Source organism: Mesorhizobium sp. 113-3-9, from assembly GCF_016756515.1.
In the GTDB taxonomy this organism is placed as follows: Bacteria; Pseudomonadota; Alphaproteobacteria; order Rhizobiales; family Rhizobiaceae; genus Mesorhizobium.
This window is the reverse complement of record NZ_AP023246.1, coordinates 4,381,119-4,403,025: the sequence shown is the minus strand read 5'-3', so window position 1 is coordinate 4,403,025 and position 21,907 is coordinate 4,381,119. Positions and strand designations below refer to the sequence as shown.

The window sequence follows — 21,907 nt, the reverse complement described above, 5'->3', positions numbered from 1 at the left end:
TCCTCCCGACATGATCGCACATCCGGAGCCCTTGGCCCGGTTCTCGAATTCCGCTATTAGTTAACACATGAAATAGATGCAACACTCTCGCCTGCCGCGCCCTGAATCGCATCGTACTTGATCGGATCGACGTCGACGCGCTTTAGGCCCTTGTTTTCATGCATGTCGTTCGCCCAACCCGGAGCCGCTTTGGGCGGCATGCATTAGCCCGGGAAATCCGGCAGGCTGGCAAAAGCCGTCTTCAACGCATTCGACCAGCCATCGGAGATCGTGCGGTAATACTGGTCGTCCTGACCGATCCGCTTCTTCAGGCCAACCTTGAAAGTATCCTTCTCCAGGAACAGCAGGTCGAGCGGCAAGCCCACCGACAGGTTCGATTTCAGCGTCGAATCGAACGACACCAGGAGCAGCTTCACCGTCTCGGCCAGGCTCATGGTCCGCTCATAGGCGCGAATGATGATCGGCTTGCCATATTTGGTCTCGCCGATCTGAAAGAACGGCGTGTCGTCGGTCGACTCGATGAAATTGCCCTCGGGATAGATCATGAACAGCCGCGGCGGACTGCCCTTGATCTGCCCGCCCAGGATGAAGGAGGCGTTGAAATAGGAATCGGCCTTCTCGCCGGCCGGCGAGGATTGCGCGATCACCTCCTTGACCGTGTCGCCGACCAGCCGCACCGTCTGGTACATGGACGGCGTGTCCAGGAGCTTCTCGTGACGATCGCCGACCGCCTTCGTACGCTCGTCGAGCAGGCTGACCACGGCCTGTGTCGTCGCCAGATTGCCGGCCGACATAAGCACGATGACGCGTTCGCCGGGCTGCTCCCAGACATGCATCTTCTTGAAGGTCGAGATCGAATCCATGCCGGCATTGGTACGCGTGTCCGACATGAACACGAGCCCGCGATCGATCTTCAGGCCGACGCAATAGGTCATGGAATCTCTTCTGGCACTAATCCTTGCGGGATTACTGCTCTACCGTGACGGTGACCGCAAGCTGTTCTTCCGCCTGCCCCAGCCGAATTCCCGATACCGGCGAGGCATCGCGGTAGTCGCGGCCGGTGGCCACCTTCACATAGCGTTCGTCGGGAGAAATACCGTTGGCGGGGTCGAAGGCGACCCAGCCGAGGCCCGGGACATGCGCTTCGGCCCAGGCATGGCTTGCCGCTTGTTCGACGGCATCCATCATCAGATAGCCGCTGATGTAGCGCGACGGAAAACCCATGGCGCGCGCGGTGGCGGCAAAGATATGGCTGTGGTCCTGGCAAACCCCGGTTTTCAGCGCCAGCGCCTCTTCAGCCGGTGTCGTCGCATTGGTGGTGCCCGGCGTGTAGGCGACGCGCTCGCCGATCATTGCCATCAGCCGATGCAGCCTTTCGATATCGGTGCCCGCGCCGACCGCTTCGGCAAGATCGCGAATGCCGCCGCCTATGGTGGTCAGCGGCGTCTCCTGCGCAAACAACCACAGCGGCGCGAAGCCGTGATGCGGACCGCTAACGCCTGACGTGTCGCGCGTCACCACCTCGCCAGAAGCCTCGACCGTGATGAAGTCATGGTCACCCTCGACGCTCAACAGTCTGGTGTCGTTGCCGTAGTGATCGGTAAATCGCACTTCCTCGCGCGCGCCCTCGACCTTCAGCGCCCATGACAGCACTGTCTGTGTCTGCCCGCTCACCGGAAGCAACCGCAGCCGCTGCAGCAGATATTGCACCGGCGCGTCGTAGCGGTATTCGGTCCGGTGCGTGATCTTGAGCCTCATGGCTTCCTCAATAAAACCGGTAATCCTGCGCGATCTCGTCGCCGAGCCTGGTGTTGTCGCGAATGAAGTTGGCCAGGAACTCATGCAGGCCGGCATCAAAAATGTCCTTGATCGACCCTGCCCTCAGCATGGTCTGCGTCTTCTCCGCCGTTGCGTGGCAGGCGTGACGCTCGCCGTAATCGTCGCTGAGGAACTTCAGATGTTCCGACAGGAAGCGGTAGCAGAAAGTCAGCGAACGCGGCATGCGTACGTTGAGGATCAGGTAGTCGGCGATGTTGGTCGGCTTGTAGTCGGCATCATAGACCCAGCGGTAGGAGCGATGCGCCGACACCGAGCGCAGGATCGATTCCCACTGATAGTTGTCGAGGGTCGAGCCAACCCAGGAGATCGACGGCAGCAACACATAATATTTCACATCGAGGATGCGCGCTGTGTTGTCGGCGCGCTCGACATAGGTGCCGAGTTGCGAGAAATCGAAGATTTCGTTGCGCAGCATGGTGCCGTAGAACGAACCGCGGATCAGCGCCGTCTCGCGCTTGATCGCATCGAGCACGCTTGGCAGGTCGCGCTCGTCGATCGGCCTCGCCAGCATCCGCTTCAGCGACATCCAGGCTTCGTTGATGCTTTCCCAGGTCTCGCGCGTCAGCGCGGTGCGCACCATGCGGGCATTGTTGCGGGCCGTCTCGATCGACGACATCGTGCTCGACGGGTTCGAGGTGTCGCGCAGCAGAAAATCGGCGACGTTCGCGGCCGTGTAGTCCGAGTACTTCTGCGTGAAAGTGACATCCGAGCCAGCGCTGAGCAGAACCGAGTTCCATTCCTCCGACGCGCTTTGCGTGCGCGTCAGCGCCATGCGCAGCCCGGCATCGACCAGCCGCGCCATGTTTTCGGCCCGCTCGATATAGCGGTTCATCCAGTAGAGCCCGTTGGCGGTGCGGCCGAGAAGCATGGAATGGCCCTTCGGGCTAGTGAGTAGGGAACAGTGAGTAGTCCGTAGCAAATAGTTGAATTTCAATGGAATATGGCATGCGTTTCCCCTCTACAGCTGACCACTCACTACTGACTATTCCCTACTCACTCATCTCAATCATCCAGCACCCAGGTGTCTTTCGTTCCGCCGCCCTGCGAGGAATTGACCACCAGCGAGCCTTCCTTCAACGCCACGCGCGTCAGACCACCGGGCACGATCTGGATGCGGTCGGAAACCAGCACGTAGGGCCTGAGGTCGACATGGCGCGGCGCCAGCCCCTTGTCGGTCAGGATCGGACAGGTCGACAGCGCCAGTGTCGGCTGGGCGATATAGTTGGAAGGTTTCGCCGCCAGTTTCTTGGCGAACGCCTCGCATTCCTTCTTGGTCGCCGCCGGGCCGACCAGCATGCCGTAGCCGCCGGACCCATGCACTTCCTTGATCACCAGTTCGTGGATGTGCTCGAGCACATATTTCAGGCTGTCCGGCTCGGAACAGCGCCAAGTCGGGATGTTGCCGAGGATCGCCTTGCGGCCGGTGTAGAATTCGACGATCTCGGGCATGTAGGAATAGATCGCCTTGTCGTCGGCGATACCGGTGCCCGGCGCATTGGCAATGGTGATGTTGCCGGCGCGGTAGACATCCATGATGCCGGGTATGCCAAGGGCCGAATCCGGCCGAAAGGTCAGCGGGTCGAGGAAGGAATCATCGACGCGGCGGTAAAGCACGTCGATCTGCTTGTAGCCCTCGGTCGTGCGCATCGCGACATGGCCGTCGACGACGCGCAGATCCTGCCCCTCGACCAGTTGCACGCCCATCTGGTCGGCAAGAAAGGCGTGCTCGAAATAGGCCGAGTTGAAACTGCCTGGCGTCAGCACCGCGATGGTCGGCGCGCCCTTGGTGCTCTGCGGCCGCACCGCCGCCAATGACTGGCGCAGCAGCTGCGGATAGTTCTCGACCGGCCGCACCTTGATCTTCTGGAACAGCTCGGGGAACAGCTGCATCATCGTCTCGCGGTTCTCCAGCATGTAGGAGACACCCGACGGCGTGCGTGCATTGTCCTCCAGCACGTAGAATTCGTCCTCGCTGATGCGCACGATATCGACGCCGATAATATGAGTGTAGACGCCGGCCGGCGGCCGCACCCCGATCATCTCCGGCAGGAAAGCCTCGTTCCTGGCGATGAGGTCCCTGGGGACACGGCCAGCGCGCAGGATCTCCTGACGATGGTAGATGTCGTCGAGGAAGGCGTTCAGCGCCTGCACACGCTGCTCGATGCCTTGCGTCAGGCGGCGCCACTCATTGCCTGAAATGATGCGCGGAACGATGTCGAAGGGAATAAGTCTCTCGGACGCCTCTTGCTCGCCATAGACGGCAAAGGTGATTCCGGTTTTGCGAAAGACGCGTTCGGCGTCCTGCATCTTCTCGGTAAGCCTGGCTGGATCCTGCTCCTTCAGCCAGCGATCATAAGCCGAATACGGTCTTCTCAATCCGGAGACTTCCGGAAGCATTTCATCGAACGCTGCCAATCGCATACTCCCCTGTGACGCCATTTCACTGGCGTCGCCGGAGAAAATCAAGCGTAATCGGTGATTTGGGAGATCCGGGCGATCAGTATGTCGCGCCTGCCTAAAATTGAGGCAGCTGAAATACGGCCTTGATCAGGCTTTGCCTCGCGCCCGGGCACATGCATTCCCGGCTAGAAGGCGCGAAACGTGACGACCGTGAACGTGTCCTTGATGCCGGGGAGAATCTGCACCTTCTCGTTGACGAAATGGCCGACATCTTCCTCATCGTCGACATAGAATTTGGCGAGCAGATCGTAGTTGCCGGCGGTGGAGTAAATTTCCGAGGCGATCTCGGCATCGGCAAGCGCGCTGGCAACCTCATAGGATTTGCCCAGCTCGCATTTGATCTGCACGAAAAACGCCTTCATGGCTTCGTCCCGCTAAACGTCCAAGTCCAAGCGGCCCTTCTGGCAGACTGGAGCCGGCCTTTCAAGCATTGGAATCCGTACTTGGCCGACACGGGCACTGGCCGCGGCCTCGCGCAGCGCCGCAACCGGCATGACATTCCAGTGGCGAATATTCGCGATCGGTGAAACCGGGATGCATCGCCAAGCGTATGTTATCGTGGGTCTCGGACATCATTTTGAGGGACCATTCCGAGGAACGACGGAGACAGGCCATGCGCCGCGCCTTTTTCGCATTCGCAGTCATTCCATTCATCTTCATATCCTCGGCCTTTGCCGGCGATGCCGAAATCAAGGCTGGCCAGACTGTCATCGATGGTCAGTTGAAGGCCTTGCTGGCCGATGATGGCGCCAAGGCCTACAGCTTCGCCGCCCCGAACGTGAAGCAGGTGTTCCCGACCGTCGATGCCTTCATGAACATGGTGACCAATGGCTACCCGCCGGTGCGCAAGCCACAGTCCTATGCCTTCGGCAAGGTCGAGCAGACAGGCCCGGGTTCGATCATCCAGCAGGTGCTGATCGTCGGCCCCGACGGCAAGGATTATGAGGCGGTCTATACGCTGCAGCAGCAGCCCGACGGCACGTTCCAGATCACCGGCTGCAGCCTGCGGGCATCGAACTCGTTGAGCACCTGAGGTCTTACAGGACGGGGATGTCGCCCCTCGCCCAGCCCTCTGTGATCTCGGCCCCACGCGTCTCGAAGCTGCCGGTCTCGATCCCGGCGCGAATGTCCTGCATCAGCTTCTGGTAGTAGGAAAGATTGTTCCAGGTGAGCAGCATCGCGCCAAGCGCCTCCTGCGAGCGCACGAGATGATGCAGATAGGCGCGCGAATAATCCCGCGCTGCCGGGCAGTCGCTTTCCTCATCCAGCGGGCGCGGGTCGTCGGCATGGCGCGCGTTGCGCAGATTGACCTTGCCCCGCCTTGTGTAAGCAAGGCCGTGCCGGCCGGCCCGCGTCGGCATGACGCAATCGAACATGTCGATGCCGCGCGCCACCGATTTCAGGATATCGTCAGGCGTACCGACACCCATGAGATAGCGCGGCTTGTCATCAGGCAGTTCCGGACAGGTGATGTCGAGCATCTCGAGCATCACCGCTTGCGGCTCGCCGACGGCCAAGCCGCCGACCGCATAGCCCTTGAGATTCATCGCGCTCAGCGCCTGCGCCGAGCGCACCCTGAGCGCGGCGTTGTCGCCGCCCTGCACGATGCCGAACATCGCCTTGCCGGGTTGGTCGCCGAACGCCACCTTGCAGCGCTCGGCCCAGCGCAGCGACAGCTCCATCGCGCGCTCGATCTCCTTCAATTCAGCTGGCAACGCCGTGCATTCGTCGAGCTGCATCTGGATATCGGAATCAAGCAGGCCTTGAATCTCGATCGAACGCTCCGGCGACATCTCGTAGGCTGCGCCATCGATATGTGAGCGGAAGGTGACGCCTTTTTCGGTCAGTTTCCTCAGCTTCGACAACGACATCACCTGAAAACCGCCGCTGTCGGTCAGGATCGGATGCGGCCAGCGGGCGAATTCATGCAGGCCGCCGAGCCGCGCCACGCGCTCGGCGCCCGGCCGCAGCATCAGGTGATAGGTGTTGCCCAGGATGATGTCGGCGCCGACGCCGCGCACCTGGTCCATGTACATGGCCTTGACGGTGCCGCCGGTGCCGACCGGCATGAAGGCCGGCGTGCGGATTTCGCCGCGCGGCATGTCGATGACACCGCGCCGCGCCTTGCCGTCGGTCGCCAGAACCTTGAAGCTGAACGGCTTAACCATTGAATTCCTTGTCATGAACCGGCGCGTCAGGCGCCTGCCTGTCGAGCGACTGGCGGTATTGCACGCAGCCGCGCATGAATTTTGGCCAGGGCGGCACGGCAATCGATGGCTCGGTCTTTTCAGGCAGCAGGTCCCACAAATCCGGGTGATGCCAGCAGAGATCATGGCCTGACGTGTCACGATGCGCGCGAATGCCGGCGCGCAGCTTTTTGACTTCGGCGATCAGGCCTTCGCGATCGAGGGCTTGCAGATCATCGTCCATCGCTCATCTCCGCTCGATGAAGCAGGCTTGCGTCTCCATAGGAGTAGAACCTGTACCGGTTCGCAATGGCATGCGCATAGGCGGCACGCATCGTATCGAGACCGCTGAAGGCCGAAACCAGCATGAACAGCGTCGAGCGCGGCAGATGGAAATTGGTCATCAGCATGTCGGCCGTGCGAAAGCGGTAGCCGGGCGTGATGAAGATGTCGGTCGGGCCGGACCAGGCACCCAATGTGCCGTCCTCACGCGCCGCACTCTCCAGCAGCCGCATCGAGGTCGTGCCGACGGCAATGATGCGCCCGCCCCTCGCCTTGGCCGCGTTGAGCGCGTTGGCAGTCGCCTCACTGACCGATCCGATCTCGGCATGCATCTTGTGGTCGGCGGTGTCGTCGGCCTTCACCGGCAGGAACGTGCCGGCGCCGACATGCAAGGTCACGAAGTGGCGCTCGACACCCCCGGCGTCGAGAGCAGCAAAAAGCTCCGGCGTGAAATGCAGGCCGGCGGTAGGGGCGGCAACGGCGCCTTCCTCCCTTGCATAGATGGTCTGGTAGTCGGCCCGGTCGCGCTCGTCGTCGTCGCGCTTCGAGGCGATGTAGGGGGGCAGTGGAATATGGCCGACGGCATGCAGCGCTTCGTCGAGGAAAGGCCCCGACAGGTCGAAGCCAAGCAGCGCCTCGCCGCCCTCGCCCTTCTCGATCACCGTGGCGTCGAGCTGGCCGAGGAAACAGGAATTGCCGTCATGACCGAACTGGATGCGGTCGCCGGCGGCGATACGCTTGCCTGGCCGCATGAAGGCCAGCCAACGGTCCGGCGCAACGCGCATATGCAGTGTCGCTTCGACTTGCGCCGCCGCTTCGCCGCGCCGCCTGATGCCTTTGAGCTGCGCCGGAATGACCTTGGTGTCGTTGAAAACCAGCACATCGCCGGCCCTGAGCAGGGATGGCAGGTCGCCAACCGCCCGGTCTTCAAGCTCTTCGCCCGGCTTGACCACCAGCATCTTGGCGCTGTCGCGCGGCTCTGCCGGACGGAGCGCGATGCGCTCTTCCGGCAGGTCGAAATCAAAGAGATCGACGCGCATCAGTAGAGCCGGACGAGCAGCGCTCCGACCAGCAGCAGCACCGCGCCGGCGACCCGGCCGAGCGAGATCTCGCGCACCGCGACGCCAAGGAAGCCGACGCGATCGATAAGCATGCCGGCCAGCAGCTGGCCGGCCACCAGGAACGCCATCAAGGCGGCGGCCCCGATGCGCGGCGTCAGGATTGTGGAGAGCGTGACATAGAAGCCGCCGAGCATGCCGCCGGCGACGAACAGCCACGGCGCCGGCGCCTTCCAGTCGAGCGAGATGCCTTGCAGCTTCACCACCGTGACGGAGATGATGCCAAGCACGACGGCGCCGGACAGGAACGAGAAGGCAGCAGCCGCGACCGGGAGACCCAGGCCGCGCGCCAGCTGCGAATTGATCGGGGCCTGAATGGCAATGAAGGCGCCGGACAGGATGCCGAGAAGCGACCAGACGACGCCCATCATTGTCGTTTCGCCTTACTTGACGTCGGCCGCGACCTTCAGCGACACGATCTTGTCGGGATCGACCACTGGCTCGCCGCGCTTGATCTTGTCGACATTGTCCATGCCTTCGATGACCTGGCCCCAGACCGTGTACTGGCGGTTGAGGAAGGCGGCGTCGTCGAAGCAGATGAAGAACTGCGAGTTGGCCGAGTTCGGGTTCTGCGAACGCGCCATCGAGCAGGTGCCGCGGCCATGGTTGGCGTTGGAGAACTCGGCCTTCAGGTCCGGCTTGTCGGAACCGCCCATGCCCGCGCGCGAAGGAGCAAAGGTCGGCTTGCTCGAATTGCCGAACTTCACGTCGCCGGTCTGCGCCATGAAGCCGTCGATGACGCGGTGGAAGACCACGCCGTCATAGGCGCCTTCCCTGGCCAGTTCCTTGATGCGGGCGACATGGCCGGGAGCCAGGTCGGGGAAAAGTTCGATGACAACCTTGCCCTTGGTCGTTTCCAGGATGAGCGCGTTCTCGCGGTCCTTGATCTCAGCCATGTCAGATATCCTTTTTCTCAAAAAACAGAATTACTTGTCCGCGGCGATGCGCACCTTGATCATCCGGTCAGGGTCGGCAACCGTACCGTTGTCGGCCTCGTCGCCCTTCTTGATCTTGTCCACCAGTTCCATGCCGCTGACGACGTTGCCGACGATGGTGTACTGGCCGTCGAGCGGCGGCGCCGGCGCGAACATGATGAAGAACTGCGAATTGGCGGAGTTCGGATCCTGCGAGCGGGCCATGCCGACCACGCCGCGCTTGTAGTGCTCGGTCTGCGAGAACTCGGCCGGCAGGTCGGGCAGGTCCGAACCGCCGGTGCCGACGGCTTGCGAGTTGAAACCCTTCTTCATGTTGCCGAACTTGACGTCGCCGGTCTGCGCCATGAAGCCGTCGATGACGCGGTGGAAGGCGACATTGTCATAGGCATGGTCACGCACGAGCTTCTTGATCTGCGCGACGTGCTTGGGCGCCAGGTCGGGCCGCAGCGCGATGGTGACGTCGCCGTCCTTCAGCGTGATGATCATGGTGTTTTCGGGATCGGCGGCATAGGCGGAAACGGAAGCGGTCAAAAGACCGGCGAGCACGACAAGGAACGAGGCGAGCCTTTTCAGCTGCATGTGTTTTCTCCGAGGCTTATTTCGCGAATTTGGCGGTGAGCGCGCCAGCAACTGCCGCCGGCACGAAGGGGCGGATGTTGCCGCCCATCGAGGCTATCTGCCGTACAAGTGTGGCGGTAATGGTGCGTACCGACGGGCTGGCGGGCAGAAAGACCGTCTGCAATTCAGGCGCCATGGTCTCGTTCATGCCGGCCATCTGCATCTCGTAGTCGAGATCGGTGCCGTCGCGCAGGCCGCGGATCATGATCGAGGCGCCCTGCTTCCTCGCGGCATCGATGACAAGCCCGTCGAAGGCCACCACCCTGATGCGGGCGCCATCGCTGCCAAATTCGGCTTTCGTGGCGGCTTCGATCAATTGGACCCGTTCCTCGAAGGAGAACAGCGGCTTCTTGCCGGGATGAATGCCGATCGCGGCATAGACGATGTCGGCAACCGCCAGCGACGCCTTCAGCACATCGAGATGGCCGTTGGTCAGCGGGTCGAAGGAGCCGGCATAAAGGGCGATGCGTTCGGTCATGGCGGAGCTTCTAGCGAGCCTCTCTCACAAAGGCAAATCCGATTGGCGGGCGGGTCGTGAACCTTTTCCGGCACATGAACGACAGATGAACACGCTGATCACCAAGCCTTCACGCAGCGTTCACTAGATTGCACCTTAATAAGATGAAACCAAAATCCCATCTATCCGTTGTAAGGCGCAGGAGAACACGCAAATGCTGATCTACATGCTCGCCACCGCAATGACCGTCGCCATGCTGATCGCCACCGTTTTTGGGCTGCATCAGGAGGCACAACGCGTCCGCGTCAAGGCAACCGTCAAGCGCTTCGAAGGCTTCGGCCCGCGCAAGCCGTATCGTCACTACTAAATCATTCCAGACTTGCTGCCGCGCCGGCCAATGGGCCGGCGTTGCTATGTCAAAAACCGGTCCAGGACTTATTCAGCACTATCCGAGCCAGTGTCCGTCACCGGACCGGACTCAGCGCCACCCTCGACGGCCTCTTCGCTCTCTTCGTCCGCTTGCGGCTCCGAGATCCGCTCGACCGAAACCACTTTCTCACCCTCAGCCGTATTGAAGATGGTCACGCCCTTGGTGGCGCGGCTGGCGAAACGGATGCCGTTGACCGGCACCCGGATGACGGTACCGCCATCCGACACCAGCATGATCTGGTCGTCATTCCCGACCGGGAAGGTCGCCACCAGCCGGCCGATTTCGGCCGTCTTCGACACGTCGGTGGCCCGGATGCCCTTGCCGCCGCGCCCGGTCAGGCGGAAATCGTAAGAAGACGAGCGCTTGCCGTAGCCATATTCGGTAACCGTCAGCACATACTGCTCGTGCGCCTTGAGGAACTCGTAGCGTTCGTCGGAAAGCTCCGTCTCCTCGCCGACCTCTTCATTCGTCAGCGCGATTTCTTCCTCTTCGCCGGCCGCGATACCGGCGGCAAGCCGCCGTTCGGCCGCGGCCCGCTTGAGATAGGCGGCGCGTTCGGCCGGCGGCGCATCGACACTCTCGATCACCGACATGGAGATGATGCGGTCGGTCTCGGCCATGGTGATGCCACGCACGCCGACAGAGTTGCGGCTCTGGAAGACGCGCACGTCGCCGACCGAGAAGCGGATGCACTGGCCGGAACTCGCGGTCAAAAGCACGTCGTCATTGTCGGTGCAGGTCTCGACGCCGAGGATCTCGTCGCCTTCCTCCTCCAGCTTCATGGCGATCTTGCCGTTGCGGTTGACCTGGACGAAGTCGGACAGCTTGTTGCGGCGCACTGTGCCGCGCGTGGTGGCGAACATCACGTCGAGTTCGCCCCAGCTCGTCTCGTCCTCGGGCAGCGGCATGATCGTGGTGATGCGCTCGCCCTGCTCCAGCGGCAGCATGTTGATCAGCGCCTTGCCGCGTGACTGCGGATTGCCGATCGGCAGCCGCCAGACCTTTTCCTTGTAGACGATGCCGCGCGAGGAGAAGAACAGCACCGGCGTATGCGTGTTGGCCACGAACAGCCGGGTGACAAAATCCTCTTCCTTGGTCGACATGCCGGAGCGGCCCTTGCCGCCGCGGCGCTGCGCCCGGTAGAGCGACAGCGGAACGCGCTTGATGTAGCCGGAATGGCTCACCGTCACGACCATGTCCTCGCGCTGGATCAGATCCTCGTCTTCCATGTCGGCGCCGCCGTCGGTGAGTTCGGTGCGGCGTGGCGTGCCGAACTCGTCGCGCACTGCGGCGAGCTCGTCCTTGACGATCTGCTGGACGCGCGCGCGCGACGCCAGGATGTCGAGATAGTCCTTGATCTCGTCGCCGATCGTGTTCAACTCGTCGGCGATTTCGTCGCGGCCGAGCGCGGTCAGGCGCTGCAGGCGCAGTTCGAGGATGGCGCGCGCCTGCTCCTCGGAGAGATTGTAGGTGCCGTCCTCATTGATGCGGTGGCGCGGGTCGTCGATCAGAAGGATCAGCGATTCGACGTCACCCGCGGGCCAGCGCCGCTCCATCAATTGTTCGCGCGCCGTCTGCGGATCCGGCGCGGTGCGGATCAGCTTGATGACCTCGTCGATATTGGCAACGGCGATGGCGAGACCAACCAGCACATGGGCGCGGTCGCGCGCCTTGCGCAGCAGGAATTTCGTCCGCCTTGTGATGACCTCCTCGCGGAAGGAGACAAACGCCTTCAGCATGTCGGTCAGGGTCAGCAGTTCCGGCTTGCCGCCATTCAGCGCCACCATATTGGCGCCGAAAGAGGTCTGCAGGGGCGTGAACCGGTAAAGCTGGTTGAGGATGACATCGGCGACGGCGTCGCGCTTCAGCTCGATGACGACGCGATAGCCCTGGCGGTCGCTTTCGTCACGGATGTCGGAAATGCCCTCGATGCGCTTGTCGCGCACCAGTTCGGCCATCTTCTCGATCATCGAGGCCTTGTTCACCTGGTAGGGAACCTCGGTGATGATGATCGATTCCCGGTCATTGCCGCGCTGCTCGATGTTGACCTTGCCGCGCATCACGATGGAGCCGCGGCCGGTCGAATAGGCGCTGTAGATGCCGGAACGGCCAAGCACGATGCCGCCGGTCGGGAAATCGGGGCCCGGAATGATCTCCATCAGCGCCGGCAGGTCGATCGCCGGATTGTCGATGACGGCGATGGCGCCATTGCAGACTTCGCCAAGATTGTGGGGCGGGATGTTGGTGGCCATGCCGACGGCGATACCGCCGGAGCCATTGACCAGCAGATTGGGAAAGCGCGCCGGCAGGACCTTTGGTTCGGTATCCGAGGCATCATAGGTGTCTTGGAAATCGACGGTGTCCTTGTCGATATCCTCCAGCAGCTCATGCGCGACCTTGGTCAGCCGCGATTCGGTGTAGCGCATCGCCGCTGGCGGATCGCCGTCGATCGAGCCGAAATTGCCCTGCCCGTCGATAAGCGGCACGCGCAGCGACCAATCCTGCGCCATGCGCACCAAGGCATCATAGATCGAGGCGTCGCCATGCGGATGGTATTTACCCATCACGTCGGCGACCGGGCGCGCCGACTTCACATATTTGCGGTTCCAGTGGTAGCCGCTTTCATGCGCCGCGTAGAGGATGCGGCGATGCACCGGCTTCAGGCCGTCGCGCACATCGGGCAGCGCACGGCTGACGATCACGCTCATGGCGTAGGAGAGATAGGAGCTCTGCATCTCCTCGATGATGGAGATCGGCTCGATGCCGGTGGGGCCGCCGTCGGCGCCGCGCGGTGTCTTTTGGTCGGTCAAATCGGATCACAATCTAATCAGGAATCACTGACCGCTTATATAGGAAGCACGGCCGAAACTCCAATGTTAGCGGCACTTTTCCAGTGTCATTTTTGGTGGTAATTTCAAAAGGATACCGCTAATTGCGACGATATGGCCACAACGCTTTTCGCCGCCACAAGGCAAAAGCCGGCAATGGACCGATTTCCCCAAGCGAAAGCCGCAAGCACGATGAATCGGAGCCAATGGCTGCCTTTGCGAGCGCTGAGCGGCTGGCAGCCCCGGGATATCAATGGTGATCTGGTCGCGGGTTTGACACTGGCCGCGATCGCCATTCCCGAGCAGATGGCAACGGCCCGGCTCGGCGGCTTTGCGCCCGAGGTCGGCTTCTTCGCTTTTGTCGCCGGTTCGGTGGCGTTTGCCCTGTTTGGCGCCAATCGTCACCTCTCGGTTGGCGCGGATTCGACCATCACGCCACTGTTTGCCGGCAGCCTGGCGCTGCTCGCCACATCCGGCTCGCCGCATTATCTGGCTCTGGCAGCCATGCTGGCCTTGATGGTCGGGGCGATCGTGACGCTGAGCGGCGTCTTTCGCCTCGGCTGGATCGCCGATCTCCTGTCGGTGCCTGTCACGACGGGGTTTTTGGCCGGCATCGCCGTCCACATCATCGTCTCGCAAATGCCAGGGCTGCTCGGCCTGCCTGCCGAGAGCGGCGAGACCTTGCGGCGTATCGGCGAGATTGCCGGCAGTCTCCATCTCACCAATCCCTGGGCCCTCGGCCTCGGCCTCGGCGTGTTCGCGATCGTGTTCTGCTCGGAACGGATCAGCGCCCGCATCCCTGGCGCCCTGATCGGCATGGTGCTTGCCACGCTCGCGGTCATCGTCTTCGACCTCAGGGATCGCGGCGTCGAGGTGCTCGGCGCCGTGCCAAACGGCCTGCCGCGAGCCTACCTGCCGGAGGCTGGCCTCGATGATGTACAGGCGCTGGTTCCTCTGGCCCTGCTGATCGCCATTGTCGTCATGGTGCAGACGGCCGCCACCTCGCGTTCCTTCGCCTCGCAGCAGGACGATGCCCCCGACGTCAACCGCGACTTCGTCGGCGCCGGCGCCGGCAGCATCGTGTCAGGCCTGTTCGGTGCCTTTGCCGTCAATGCCAGCCCGCCGCGCACGGCAATCGTCTCCCAGTCGGGTGGCCGCTCGCAACTGTCCGGCCTCATTGCCGCGGCCATCGTGCTGGCGCTCGGCGCCTTTGGTGGCGGCCTGCTCGCCAATGTTCCGCAGGCAGCCCTTGCCGGCGTCCTGATGTTCGTTGCCCAGCACATACTGCGCTGGAAGGTGTTCGCCAGCGTCTACCGGCAGGCGCCGGTCGAATTCGCCTTGATCCTGATCACCATGGCGGCGATCGTCGTGTTGCCGATCGAGACCGGCGTGGCGGTCGGCATCGGCCTGTCGCTGTTGCACGGGATCTGGAGCGCCACCCAGACGCAGCCGATCGAGCTCGAACAGGTGCCGGGGACTTCCGTCTGGTGGCCGCCCGGCAAGCCAAGCGCCGGCGAGCAGCTCCCAGGCGTGCTGGTCGCGGCCTTCCAGGCGCCGCTGTCCTTCGTCAATGCAGACCGTTTCAAGCGCGGGCTTTGCGATCTCATCGATGCCAGGAACGAAACCGTGAAACTGGTCGTGCTGGAGGCCAGCAACATCGTCGAAATCGACTACACCGCCGCGCAGGCGCTGATCGACACCATCCTTCATTGCCGCAAGGCGGGCGCGATCTTTGCCATAGCGCGGCTGGAATCGCTGCGCGCCCAGGCGGCCCTGGCGCGGTTCGGCATCGCTGAAATGGTCGGCACGCAGCGCATATTCCACAGCGTCGACGCGGCGATCAAATCACTTGGCCCGGGGCAACAGCAGCAGCAGCAAGAACAGGATGGAGTGCCATGATTGACCCCCGAGAACCCATTGTCACGCCGGTTCCCGTCGAGGACCTCAGGCCGACGCAGATAACGGTCGGCATGCGGGAAGTTGCGTTGAAACGTCAGATGATCCGGGAACAGGACGCCAAGAAGAAGACCGGCGCTTTTCTCGGCAGACACATGGTGCCGGTCGTATTGGGGCCCAAAAATCGAAACTACGTCACCGATCACCATCACCTCGCTCGCGCCCTGCTCGAGGAAGGCGTCAAGGACGTTCTTGTGACCGTGATCAGCGACCTGTCCGCGCTCGACAAGGACGCGTTTCTTTTCGTGCTCGACAACAGAGGCTGGATGCACCCGTTCGATGAGAACGGCCGGCGCCGCGACTACTCGGCAATTCCAAAGACAATCGGCGAGCTGATCGATGATCCCTATAGGAGCATGGCCGGCGAGTTGCGCCGGCAAGGCGGCTTCGCCAAGGACACGACGCCGTTCAGCGAATTCATCTGGGCGGATTTCCTGCGCCGGCGCATCGATCGCAACGCGATTGCGAAGAATTTCGACAAGGCGATGAAAGAGGCGTTGACGCTCGCCAAGGGCAAGGACGCGGACTATCTGCCGGGCTGGTGCGGACCGACCTCGGATTGAGCTTGTCTCCGTCGAGGCACCCGCATGCCGGAACTGCTTGATCGGCGCGCGCGATAGTCGCCTGGCGTCTCGCCCATGACGCGTCGGAACCGGCGGTTGAAAGTCGACAGGTCGTTGAAACCGGCGTCGAAGGCGATCGCCGAGATCGCATCGTCCGACAGGCGCAGCCGCACCGCTGCCCGGTGCAGGCGGGTCTTGAGCAGGAACTGGTAGGGCGTCATGCCGGCAACCTGCCGGAAAATACGCAGGAAATGATAGGGACTGGTCGCCGTCTCATCCGCCAGTGCCGACAGAGAAATCGGCCCTTCGGCATCCAGCTCGATCCGCCGCACGGCTTCGGCCACCCGTTTCTGGTCGCGGCGGCTCGGTCCGCGCCTAGCGGACGTGGCGCCGGAAATCGCGGCCACGGCCGCACCCGCGATGCGCAGGGAAAGTTCCCGGAAGGCATCCTTGTCGGCCATCTCACGCGCGGCTTCCGCCTCGGCCAGCAGCGGTGCCAAGGCCGGCAAGGGCGGCAGGCGCGGCGCCTCGAAGGTGAGTGTTCGGGCGCCCGGCACGCCAGCGACGATCCGCTCCATGTAGGCCGGTCCAAAATGGAACGAGAGGCAACGGTCGCCGCTGCCGTGCTCGTGCCCGCATTCATAGCATGTGCCGGAATTGCCGAGCAGCAATGCGCCCGGCGCCAGCATCGCCGTGCCTTGCTGCGCACGGTAGCGGAACGTGCCGCTGGTGACCGCCGCGACGCAGAAATCCTGATGGGCCTCCTCGAACGGCCGGTCGCCGGCGCCGGCCGTGCAGATCACGTCCGCGACGCGCCAGCCGGGTCCGGATGCGAGAGTGCGGGTCGTCGCGGTCATGGCTGAAATATAGCAATTTTTCCCAAGCCCATAACCCCGTCAGCGCCTACTCCTTCCGGTCTCCTGACAGAAAGAGACCGCAGCCATGTTCGCCCCCTTCGCCGAAGCCTTGCACAGTCCCGGACCGATCGGCGGGCTTGCCGAAAAACTGAACCTTTACGGCCGCTTCGTCGGCGCCTGGACCTTCGACGCCTCACGCCACCTCGAGGACGGCACCGTGCTGACCGGACGCGGCGAGGTGCATTTCGGCTGGGTGCTGGAAGGCCGCGCCATCCAGGATGTCTGGATCCTGCCCGCGCGGAACACCGGTTCTCAGCCTTCCCTCGGCAAGTGGACATTCTATGGCACGACGCTGCGGGTCTATGATCCTGGCGCGGACGCCTGGCACATCTTCTGGAGCGATCCACGCAACCAGTATTTCAGCCGCCAGCTCGGCCGTGCCGAGGGCGACACGATCGTGCAGGTCGGCGCCGACGGCATCGGCTCCTCGGTGCGCTGGAGTTTTTCGCGGATCACCGAAAACGCCTTTCGATGGCTCGGCGAGCGCTCGCACGACGGCGCGGACTGGCACCTCGAAGTCGAGTTCCTGGCACGCCGTCAATCTGCCAGATGACGTCGCAACACTTTGTAACAATGGAGAAAACCATGTTCGACCATATTTCGATCGGCGTTCGCGACAGCAATGCCTCGAAGCGCTTCTATGACGCAGCGCTGAGGCCTCTTGGCTACAGCTGTCTCAGCCAGTCACCGGGTTCGCTCGGTTATGGTGCCCACAGCGTCGCACTATGGGTCAACGAGGCATCGCGGCCGGTACCGGCGGACGAAAAATCCGGCCTGCATTTCTGCTTCGCCGCACCGACGCGGGACAGCGTCGATGCCTTCCATACCGGTGCGTTGCGCGAAGGCGGAAGCGACAATGGCGGTCCGGGTCTGCGCGCCGACTATGGTGAGACCTACTACGCTGCATTTGTCGTGGACCCGGACGGCTATCGCCTGGAGGCCTATTGCGACGCTGCCGGCTAGCCCTGCCGGGAGCCCGTGCTTTCGCGGTCCTGACTGTTTCCACCGACCGGGCTTTGCTCTACCAATGTGGAGCGGGCTCGGCCCGGTGGGAGGGATCAGCGATGCCGAGTTTCGACAGCCTGTTCAATGCCTTCGTCACCATTCTCGTGACCATCGACCCACCCGGGCTGGCGCCATTGTTTCTTGCCGTGACACGCGGCATGAACCGCGAGGAGCGCCAGCAGGTTTCGGTGCGCGCCTCGGTCATCGGCTTCCTGGTGATGGCGCTGTTCGCGGTGGCGGGCGCCTCCATCCTGTCGGTGTTCGGCATCACCCTGCCGGCCTTCCGCGTCGCCGGCGGCTTCCTGCTGTTCTTCATCGCCTTCGAAATGGTGTTCGAGCGCCGGCAGGACCGCAAGGAGAAGATCGGCGACGTCGCCATCACCAAGGACATGATCCACAACATCGCCGCCTTCCCGCTGGCGATCCCTCTGATCGCCGGCCCCGGTGCGATTTCAGCGACGGTGCTGCTCTCCGGCTCGTTTCAGGGCTTTGCCGCGCAGGCCGCCCTTGTCGGCATCATCTTCGTCTGCCTGGCCATCACCTATCTGGTGTTCGTGCTGTCGGAACGCATCGACCGCATCCTCGGCCAGACCGGCCGCTCGATCCTGACCCGCCTGCTCGGCGTCATCCTGGCCGCACTCGCCGTGCAATTCGTCGCCGACGGCATCAAGGCGCTGATGGTGGGGTGAACGGCAGCCCCTACTGCCCTACTGCCCTACTGCCCTACTGCCCTACTTCGCCGACGTGTCTACCACCTCGAAATCATGCGTGATCGTGGCCGTCTTGGCCATCATCGCCGAGGCCGAGCAGTATTTTTCGATCGACAGGTCGATCGCCCGCTTGACCTTGTCGGGCGAGAGCGCCCTGCCCTTGACGATGAAATGCATGTGGATGCGGGTGAACACCTTTGGCTCGGTCTCGGCCCGGTCGGCATCGAGTTCGACGACGCAATCCTCAACCGCCTCGCGTCCCTTTTCGAGGATATGCACGACATCATAGGCCGAACAGCCGCCGGTGCCGATCAGCACCAGTTCCATCGGGCTCGGTCCCGGTGTCTTGCCTTCAGGTCCGAACGCCGTTCCCAGCACCAGCTTGTGACCGCTGCCGGACTCACCGACGAAGGTGCGCTCCTCGACCCATTTTACCCGTGCCTTCACCGCTTTGTCCTTTCAGTCCCAGATCGCGCCTGCTGTCAGGCCAATCAACAACGCAAAACCCCGAAAGTCCATGCAGGACCCTCGGGGCGTTTCGATCACGTAACGTCAGTCATATGACGACGTCAGCCGTTCGGTATCGCTTTCGATCAGAACGGGATCTCGTCATCCAGCTCGCGCGACGAACCGCCGCCACCGCCGCCCCTGGGAGCGCCGCCGCCACGGTTGAAGCCTTCGTTCGGGCCGGACTGGCCGAAATCGGAACCGCGGCTGCTGCCGCCACCGGAATAACCGCCGACCTGGCCGCCCTCGCCCTGGCCGCGCGCGTCGAGCATCTGCAGTTCGCCACGGAATTTCTGCAGCACGACTTCCGTCGTGTACTTGTCGGCGCCGGTCTGGTCCTGCCATTTGCGCGTCTGCAACTGGCCTTCGACATAGACCTTCATGCCCTTCTTCAGATACTGCTCGGCCACCTTGGCGATGCCCTCATTGAAGATGACGACATTGTGCCACTCGGTCTTTTCCTTGCGCTCGCCTGAATTCTTGTCGCGCCAGCTTTCCGACGTGGCGATGCGGATGTTCACGACCGGCTCGCCCGAGTTCAGGCGACGGATTTCCGGATCCGCGCCAAGATTGCCGACCAGAATGACCTTGTTGACGCTACCCGCCATGATTTTTCTCCGCGCTCATCCGAAACAAATTTTTGTCGCAGCACCTTACAGGCTGCGCACGTCTGCCGCCTGCTAAGGCTGGCTTTTCCCACAAGGTTTTTGTTCCCTTTTCGTTCCTATATGCACTGCTGCTGATTGTCAAGGAATGGCAGCAATGCCCGAGGCCTTCATATGGGTTTCAAAACAGCGCTTGCCAAATCAATAAGTATCGACTTATGCTTTTGTCATGATCGAAGCAGAGATTTTCCGCGCCCTGGCCGACCCGACACGCCGCGCCGTCTTCGAGCGCCTCGCCACAAGTGAGATGAGCGTTTCGGAATTGCGCAGCGGCCTGACAGTGTCGCAGCCGGCCGTCTCGCAGCATCTGGCGGTACTTCGTGGGGCCGGCCTCGTGGTCGAGCGGCGGGCCGGCCGCAACGCTTATTACCGTGCCGATCCGCAGGGGCTTGCCCCCTTGCTCTCCTGGATCGAACGCTACCGGACCTTCTGGCCGGAGCGCATCGAAAGGCTGAAGACGGTTTTGAAGGACATGGACCAGTGAAGGAAGTCGGATCAATGAACGCCGAAAGCCAAAGCGAAGCCGCCTCGGATGCGCTCGAGTTCGAATATGACCTTGCGGAGCCGCCGGAAAAGGTTTGGCGGGCGCTGACGGTACCGGAACTGCTCGCCGCCTGGATGATGCCCAACGACATCACGCCGGAAATCGGCAATCGCTTTGCTTTCGCCGGGACGGACGCTGCGATCGAGTGCGAAATCCTCGACGCCGAGCCCGAACGCCTCCTGCGCTATTCCTGGCGAGAGCAGGCGGACGATCCTGCACGGCGGGATCCTCTCGACAGCGTCGTCACCTTCACGCTCGCCCGCACCGTTTCGGGCGGCACGCATCTGCGCATCGTCCATGACGGATTTTCCCGCAAGGCGATGCCTGCCGTTGTCATGGCGGGCGCCGGCTGCCGGCTTTCGCTCGGGCTGCGCGGGGCCGGAAAGCCCATCGCGGCGAACACACCGCGCCTTGTGCTGCGCGCGGCCTGAACACGGAATTGGAGAAGAAAATGAGCGGTATTGCCAGTCTGGTGCCGATGGTGATCGAGCAGTCGAGCCGCGGCGAACGCGCCTTCGACATTTTCTCGCGGCTGCTGCGCGAGCGCATCGTCTTCATCAATGGCGAGATCAACGACGACGTCTCGGCGCTGGTCTGCGCGCAGCTCTTGTCGCTGGAGTCGGACAATCCCGACAAGGAGATCTCGCTCTACATCAACTCGCCGGGCGGCGTGGTGACCAGCGGCTTCGCCATCTACGACACGATGCAATATGTCAGCTGCCCGGTGTCGACCGTGTGCATGGGATTTGCCGCCTCGATGGGGTCGTTCCTGCTGATGGCGGGCACGCCGGGGCGCCGCATTGCGCTGCCGAACGCCACCATCCTTCTGCATCAGCCGCTGGGCGGCTTCCAGGGCCAGGCTTCCGACATCCAGCGCCATGCCGAGCGGATCGGCAAGACCAAACGGCGTATGGCGGAACTCTATGCCCAGCATTGCGGCCGCAGCTATGAGGAGGTCGAACGCACGCTCGACCGCGACCATTTCATGACCGCCCGCGAGGCCCAGGCATGGGGCATTGTCGACCACGTTTTCGATACGCGAAAAAAGGCGGCATAAGCCCAAGCCAGATCGGATTCCTGGCGGTTGTCGAAGATTTGACGACACCGGTCTGGTTCCGGCAGCGGCTCGTCCCTATAATCCGGGGATGATCGACACTCATTCACCCAGGACGTCGCATCGCGTCATCGCCGCCGCGGTGCTCACTTTCGCCAGCCTTGCGAGCGGCATGGCACTCGCCGACGACAGCGCAGCGCCGGCGCAGAAAGGCGCCCTGCCCGGCGTGGCCGGCGATTATCGCATCGCCAAGCCGGCTCCCCAGCCGGAACCCGACGACGCATTTCCCAGCAACGGGAACGGCACGTTCAAGATCGGCGATACCGATGTCAGGATTTCCGGCAGCATCACGGTCGATATGGCCACGGGCGGGTTTAAGCCCCCGAGGTGAGCAGCCCTCCGCGAGGGCCAGTTCAGCCATTTCCTCAAAAGAACAGCCCCGCCGTGCCTTGGGCAAACGGACGGGGCTTTTCTGGATCTCAAATCCATTTTTTGCCGGGAGTGTACTGCCGGCGTTTGATTTCGGATGCTTCGCGGCGTCAGCCGACGATCCGACTAGCAGTCTCTGATTTTTAGGGAATACGGCAAGTCACGGTTTGTCGGGTGGCGCAAACGCTAAACCCTGGCACTTATGCCTGCCGCGGCTCCAACGAGGCGTGGAGCCCTTGGGGACTGTCCGGTGGCGTCATGCTCCGCTCCTGTGTCCGTTGCGACATTGCCGTCGCGAAGCGCAAATCGCAAATGCCTGCGGCGTCTCGCAGGCCGCCTTTGGGCGGCGAGGCCATCGAAAGACGGCCGGCTTCGCTGACTTTTGAAGACTGCTCCCATGCGCC

At 62.7% G+C, this 21,907-nt stretch carries 27 protein-coding genes; 11 read left to right on the top strand and 16 right to left on the bottom strand.

Translation table 11 applies throughout. From position 1 onward, the window contains the following. Positions 1 to 203: 203 nt before the first annotated feature. The 5 genes from MesoLj_RS21325 to MesoLj_RS21305 form a co-directional block, all read right to left on the bottom strand. Entirely contained in the window at positions 204 to 935 is a 732-nt protein-coding gene (locus MesoLj_RS21325; RefSeq protein ID WP_140773457.1) for a peptidase, read from the bottom strand. A 31-nt stretch (positions 936 to 966) separates the two neighbouring features. Further along, entirely contained in the window at positions 967 to 1,758 is a 792-nt protein-coding gene (locus tag MesoLj_RS21320; RefSeq protein ID WP_056576855.1) for a transglutaminase family protein, read from the bottom strand. Between the two features lie 7 nt (positions 1,759 to 1,765). After that, positions 1,766 to 2,707: an alpha-E domain-containing protein gene (locus MesoLj_RS21315; RefSeq protein ID WP_140773455.1), complete on the bottom strand. Its 942-nt coding sequence runs from the start codon at positions 2,705 to 2,707 to the stop codon at positions 1,766 to 1,768. Positions 2,708 to 2,841: 134 nt separating this feature from the next. Continuing rightward, positions 2,842 to 4,254, bottom strand: a complete 1,413-nt coding sequence (locus MesoLj_RS21310; RefSeq protein ID WP_056576849.1) for a circularly permuted type 2 ATP-grasp protein — start codon at positions 4,252 to 4,254, stop codon at positions 2,842 to 2,844. A gap of 170 nt (positions 4,255 to 4,424) precedes the next feature. Continuing rightward, positions 4,425 to 4,661 carry an Lrp/AsnC family transcriptional regulator gene (locus MesoLj_RS21305; protein ID WP_010909609.1) on the bottom strand — a complete coding sequence of 79 codons (237 nt, stop codon included), beginning with the start codon at positions 4,659 to 4,661 and terminating at the stop codon, positions 4,425 to 4,427. A 251-nt stretch (positions 4,662 to 4,912) separates the two neighbouring features. On the opposite strand from MesoLj_RS21305, the gene MesoLj_RS21300 reads away from it, so the two are divergent. Next, positions 4,913 to 5,332: a DUF4864 domain-containing protein gene (locus MesoLj_RS21300; protein ID WP_140773453.1), complete on the top strand. Its 420-nt coding sequence runs from the start codon at positions 4,913 to 4,915 to the stop codon at positions 5,330 to 5,332. Positions 5,333 to 5,336: 4 nt separating this feature from the next. On the opposite strand, the gene tgt is transcribed toward MesoLj_RS21300, so the two are convergent. The 7 genes from tgt to coaD all read right to left on the bottom strand — a co-directional run bounded on the left by tgt (position 5,337) and on the right by coaD (position 9,916). Next, on the bottom strand, positions 5,337 to 6,467 hold the full coding sequence (gene tgt, locus MesoLj_RS21295; RefSeq protein ID WP_202322267.1) for a tRNA guanosine(34) transglycosylase Tgt: 1,131 nt from the start codon (positions 6,465 to 6,467) through the stop codon (positions 5,337 to 5,339). Next, a complete protein-coding gene (locus MesoLj_RS21290) occupies positions 6,460 to 6,729 on the bottom strand; it encodes a hypothetical protein (protein WP_172350397.1) in 270 nt (89 codons plus the stop codon). The genes tgt and MesoLj_RS21290 overlap by 8 nt, the downstream gene beginning before the upstream one ends. Then, entirely contained in the window at positions 6,719 to 7,807 is a 1,089-nt protein-coding gene (queA, locus tag MesoLj_RS21285; protein ID WP_202322265.1) for a tRNA preQ1(34) S-adenosylmethionine ribosyltransferase-isomerase QueA, read from the bottom strand. Before queA ends, MesoLj_RS21290 begins: the two co-directional genes overlap by 11 nt. Then, entirely contained in the window at positions 7,807 to 8,256 is a 450-nt protein-coding gene (locus MesoLj_RS21280) for a DMT family transporter (protein ID WP_140773445.1), read from the bottom strand. Before MesoLj_RS21280 ends, queA begins: the two co-directional genes overlap by 1 nt. 12 nt (positions 8,257 to 8,268) lie before the next feature. Then, complete coding sequence (locus MesoLj_RS21275; RefSeq protein ID WP_202322263.1) at positions 8,269 to 8,781, bottom strand: peptidylprolyl isomerase; 513 nt, start codon at positions 8,779 to 8,781, stop codon at positions 8,269 to 8,271. 30 nt (positions 8,782 to 8,811) lie between these two features. Beyond that, positions 8,812 to 9,306: a peptidylprolyl isomerase gene (locus MesoLj_RS21270; RefSeq protein ID WP_446720333.1), complete on the bottom strand. Its 495-nt coding sequence runs from the start codon at positions 9,304 to 9,306 to the stop codon at positions 8,812 to 8,814. Positions 9,307 to 9,415: 109 nt separating this feature from the next. Beyond that, the gene (gene coaD, locus MesoLj_RS21265; protein WP_056576824.1) at positions 9,416 to 9,916 is read right to left on the bottom strand and encodes a pantetheine-phosphate adenylyltransferase; all 501 of its coding nucleotides are present in this window, start codon (positions 9,914 to 9,916) and stop codon (positions 9,416 to 9,418) included. 193 nt (positions 9,917 to 10,109) lie between these two features. Here coaD and MesoLj_RS21260 point away from each other — a divergent pair, with 193 nt between their 5' ends. After that, a complete protein-coding gene (locus tag MesoLj_RS21260) occupies positions 10,110 to 10,262 on the top strand; it encodes a hypothetical protein (protein WP_081294748.1) in 153 nt (50 codons plus the stop codon). Between the two features lie 68 nt (positions 10,263 to 10,330). On the opposite strand, the gene gyrA is transcribed toward MesoLj_RS21260, so the two are convergent. Further along, positions 10,331 to 13,135, bottom strand: a complete 2,805-nt coding sequence (gene gyrA, locus MesoLj_RS21255) for a DNA gyrase subunit A (RefSeq protein ID WP_202322261.1) — start codon at positions 13,133 to 13,135, stop codon at positions 10,331 to 10,333. Between the two features lie 210 nt (positions 13,136 to 13,345). Here gyrA and MesoLj_RS21250 point away from each other — a divergent pair, with 210 nt between their 5' ends. Together MesoLj_RS21250 and MesoLj_RS21245 are read left to right on the top strand one after the other, a co-directional pair. Continuing rightward, complete coding sequence (locus MesoLj_RS21250; protein ID WP_202322259.1) at positions 13,346 to 15,052, top strand: SulP family inorganic anion transporter; 1,707 nt, start codon at positions 13,346 to 13,348, stop codon at positions 15,050 to 15,052. Further along, positions 15,049 to 15,672, top strand: a complete 624-nt coding sequence (locus MesoLj_RS21245; protein ID WP_140773433.1) for a ParB-like protein — start codon at positions 15,049 to 15,051, stop codon at positions 15,670 to 15,672. The genes MesoLj_RS21250 and MesoLj_RS21245 overlap by 4 nt, the downstream gene beginning before the upstream one ends. On the opposite strand, the gene MesoLj_RS21240 is transcribed toward MesoLj_RS21245, so the two are convergent. Then, positions 15,636 to 16,529, bottom strand: coding sequence for a helix-turn-helix transcriptional regulator (locus MesoLj_RS21240; protein WP_244735117.1), 894 nt, complete (start codon positions 16,527 to 16,529; stop codon positions 15,636 to 15,638). The genes MesoLj_RS21245 and MesoLj_RS21240 overlap by 37 nt on opposite strands. An 85-nt stretch (positions 16,530 to 16,614) precedes the next feature. Here MesoLj_RS21240 and MesoLj_RS21235 point away from each other — a divergent pair, with 85 nt between their 5' ends. The 3 genes from MesoLj_RS21235 (at position 16,615) to MesoLj_RS21225 (ending at position 18,283) form a co-directional block, all read left to right on the top strand. Further along, the gene (locus MesoLj_RS21235; RefSeq protein WP_202322258.1) at positions 16,615 to 17,142 is read left to right on the top strand and encodes a hypothetical protein; all 528 of its coding nucleotides are present in this window, start codon (positions 16,615 to 16,617) and stop codon (positions 17,140 to 17,142) included. 32 nt (positions 17,143 to 17,174) lie between these two features. Further along, positions 17,175 to 17,552 carry a VOC family protein gene (locus tag MesoLj_RS21230; protein ID WP_202322257.1) on the top strand — a complete coding sequence of 126 codons (378 nt, stop codon included), beginning with the start codon at positions 17,175 to 17,177 and terminating at the stop codon, positions 17,550 to 17,552. Between the two features lie 101 nt (positions 17,553 to 17,653). After that, positions 17,654 to 18,283, top strand: coding sequence for a MarC family protein (locus tag MesoLj_RS21225; protein WP_140773427.1), 630 nt, complete (start codon positions 17,654 to 17,656; stop codon positions 18,281 to 18,283). A gap of 42 nt (positions 18,284 to 18,325) precedes the next feature. Here the strand turns inward: MesoLj_RS21225 and MesoLj_RS21220 are convergent, their stop codons facing one another. Together MesoLj_RS21220 and MesoLj_RS21215 are read right to left on the bottom strand one after the other, a co-directional pair. Continuing rightward, positions 18,326 to 18,751, bottom strand: a complete 426-nt coding sequence (locus MesoLj_RS21220; RefSeq protein WP_140773425.1) for an OsmC family protein — start codon at positions 18,749 to 18,751, stop codon at positions 18,326 to 18,328. 146 nt (positions 18,752 to 18,897) lie between these two features. Next, positions 18,898 to 19,419, bottom strand: coding sequence for a single-stranded DNA-binding protein (locus MesoLj_RS21215; protein ID WP_202322256.1), 522 nt, complete (start codon positions 19,417 to 19,419; stop codon positions 18,898 to 18,900). 226 nt (positions 19,420 to 19,645) lie between these two features. Between MesoLj_RS21215 and MesoLj_RS21210 the strand changes: the two genes are divergently transcribed. The 4 genes from MesoLj_RS21210 to MesoLj_RS21195 all read left to right on the top strand — a co-directional run bounded on the left by MesoLj_RS21210 (position 19,646) and on the right by MesoLj_RS21195 (position 21,465). Further along, positions 19,646 to 19,960: an ArsR/SmtB family transcription factor gene (locus MesoLj_RS21210; RefSeq protein WP_015317709.1), complete on the top strand. Its 315-nt coding sequence runs from the start codon at positions 19,646 to 19,648 to the stop codon at positions 19,958 to 19,960. 14 nt (positions 19,961 to 19,974) lie between these two features. After that, positions 19,975 to 20,451 (top strand): SRPBCC family protein, encoded by a 477-nt coding sequence (locus MesoLj_RS21205; RefSeq protein WP_202322255.1) that lies wholly within the window; start codon positions 19,975 to 19,977, stop codon positions 20,449 to 20,451. 20 nt (positions 20,452 to 20,471) lie between these two features. After that, on the top strand, positions 20,472 to 21,077 hold the full coding sequence (locus MesoLj_RS21200) for an ATP-dependent Clp protease proteolytic subunit (RefSeq protein WP_140773421.1): 606 nt from the start codon (positions 20,472 to 20,474) through the stop codon (positions 21,075 to 21,077). Between the two features lie 88 nt (positions 21,078 to 21,165). Next, complete coding sequence (locus MesoLj_RS21195) at positions 21,166 to 21,465, top strand: hypothetical protein (RefSeq protein ID WP_202322254.1); 300 nt, start codon at positions 21,166 to 21,168, stop codon at positions 21,463 to 21,465. Positions 21,466 to 21,907: the final 442 nt, after the last annotated feature.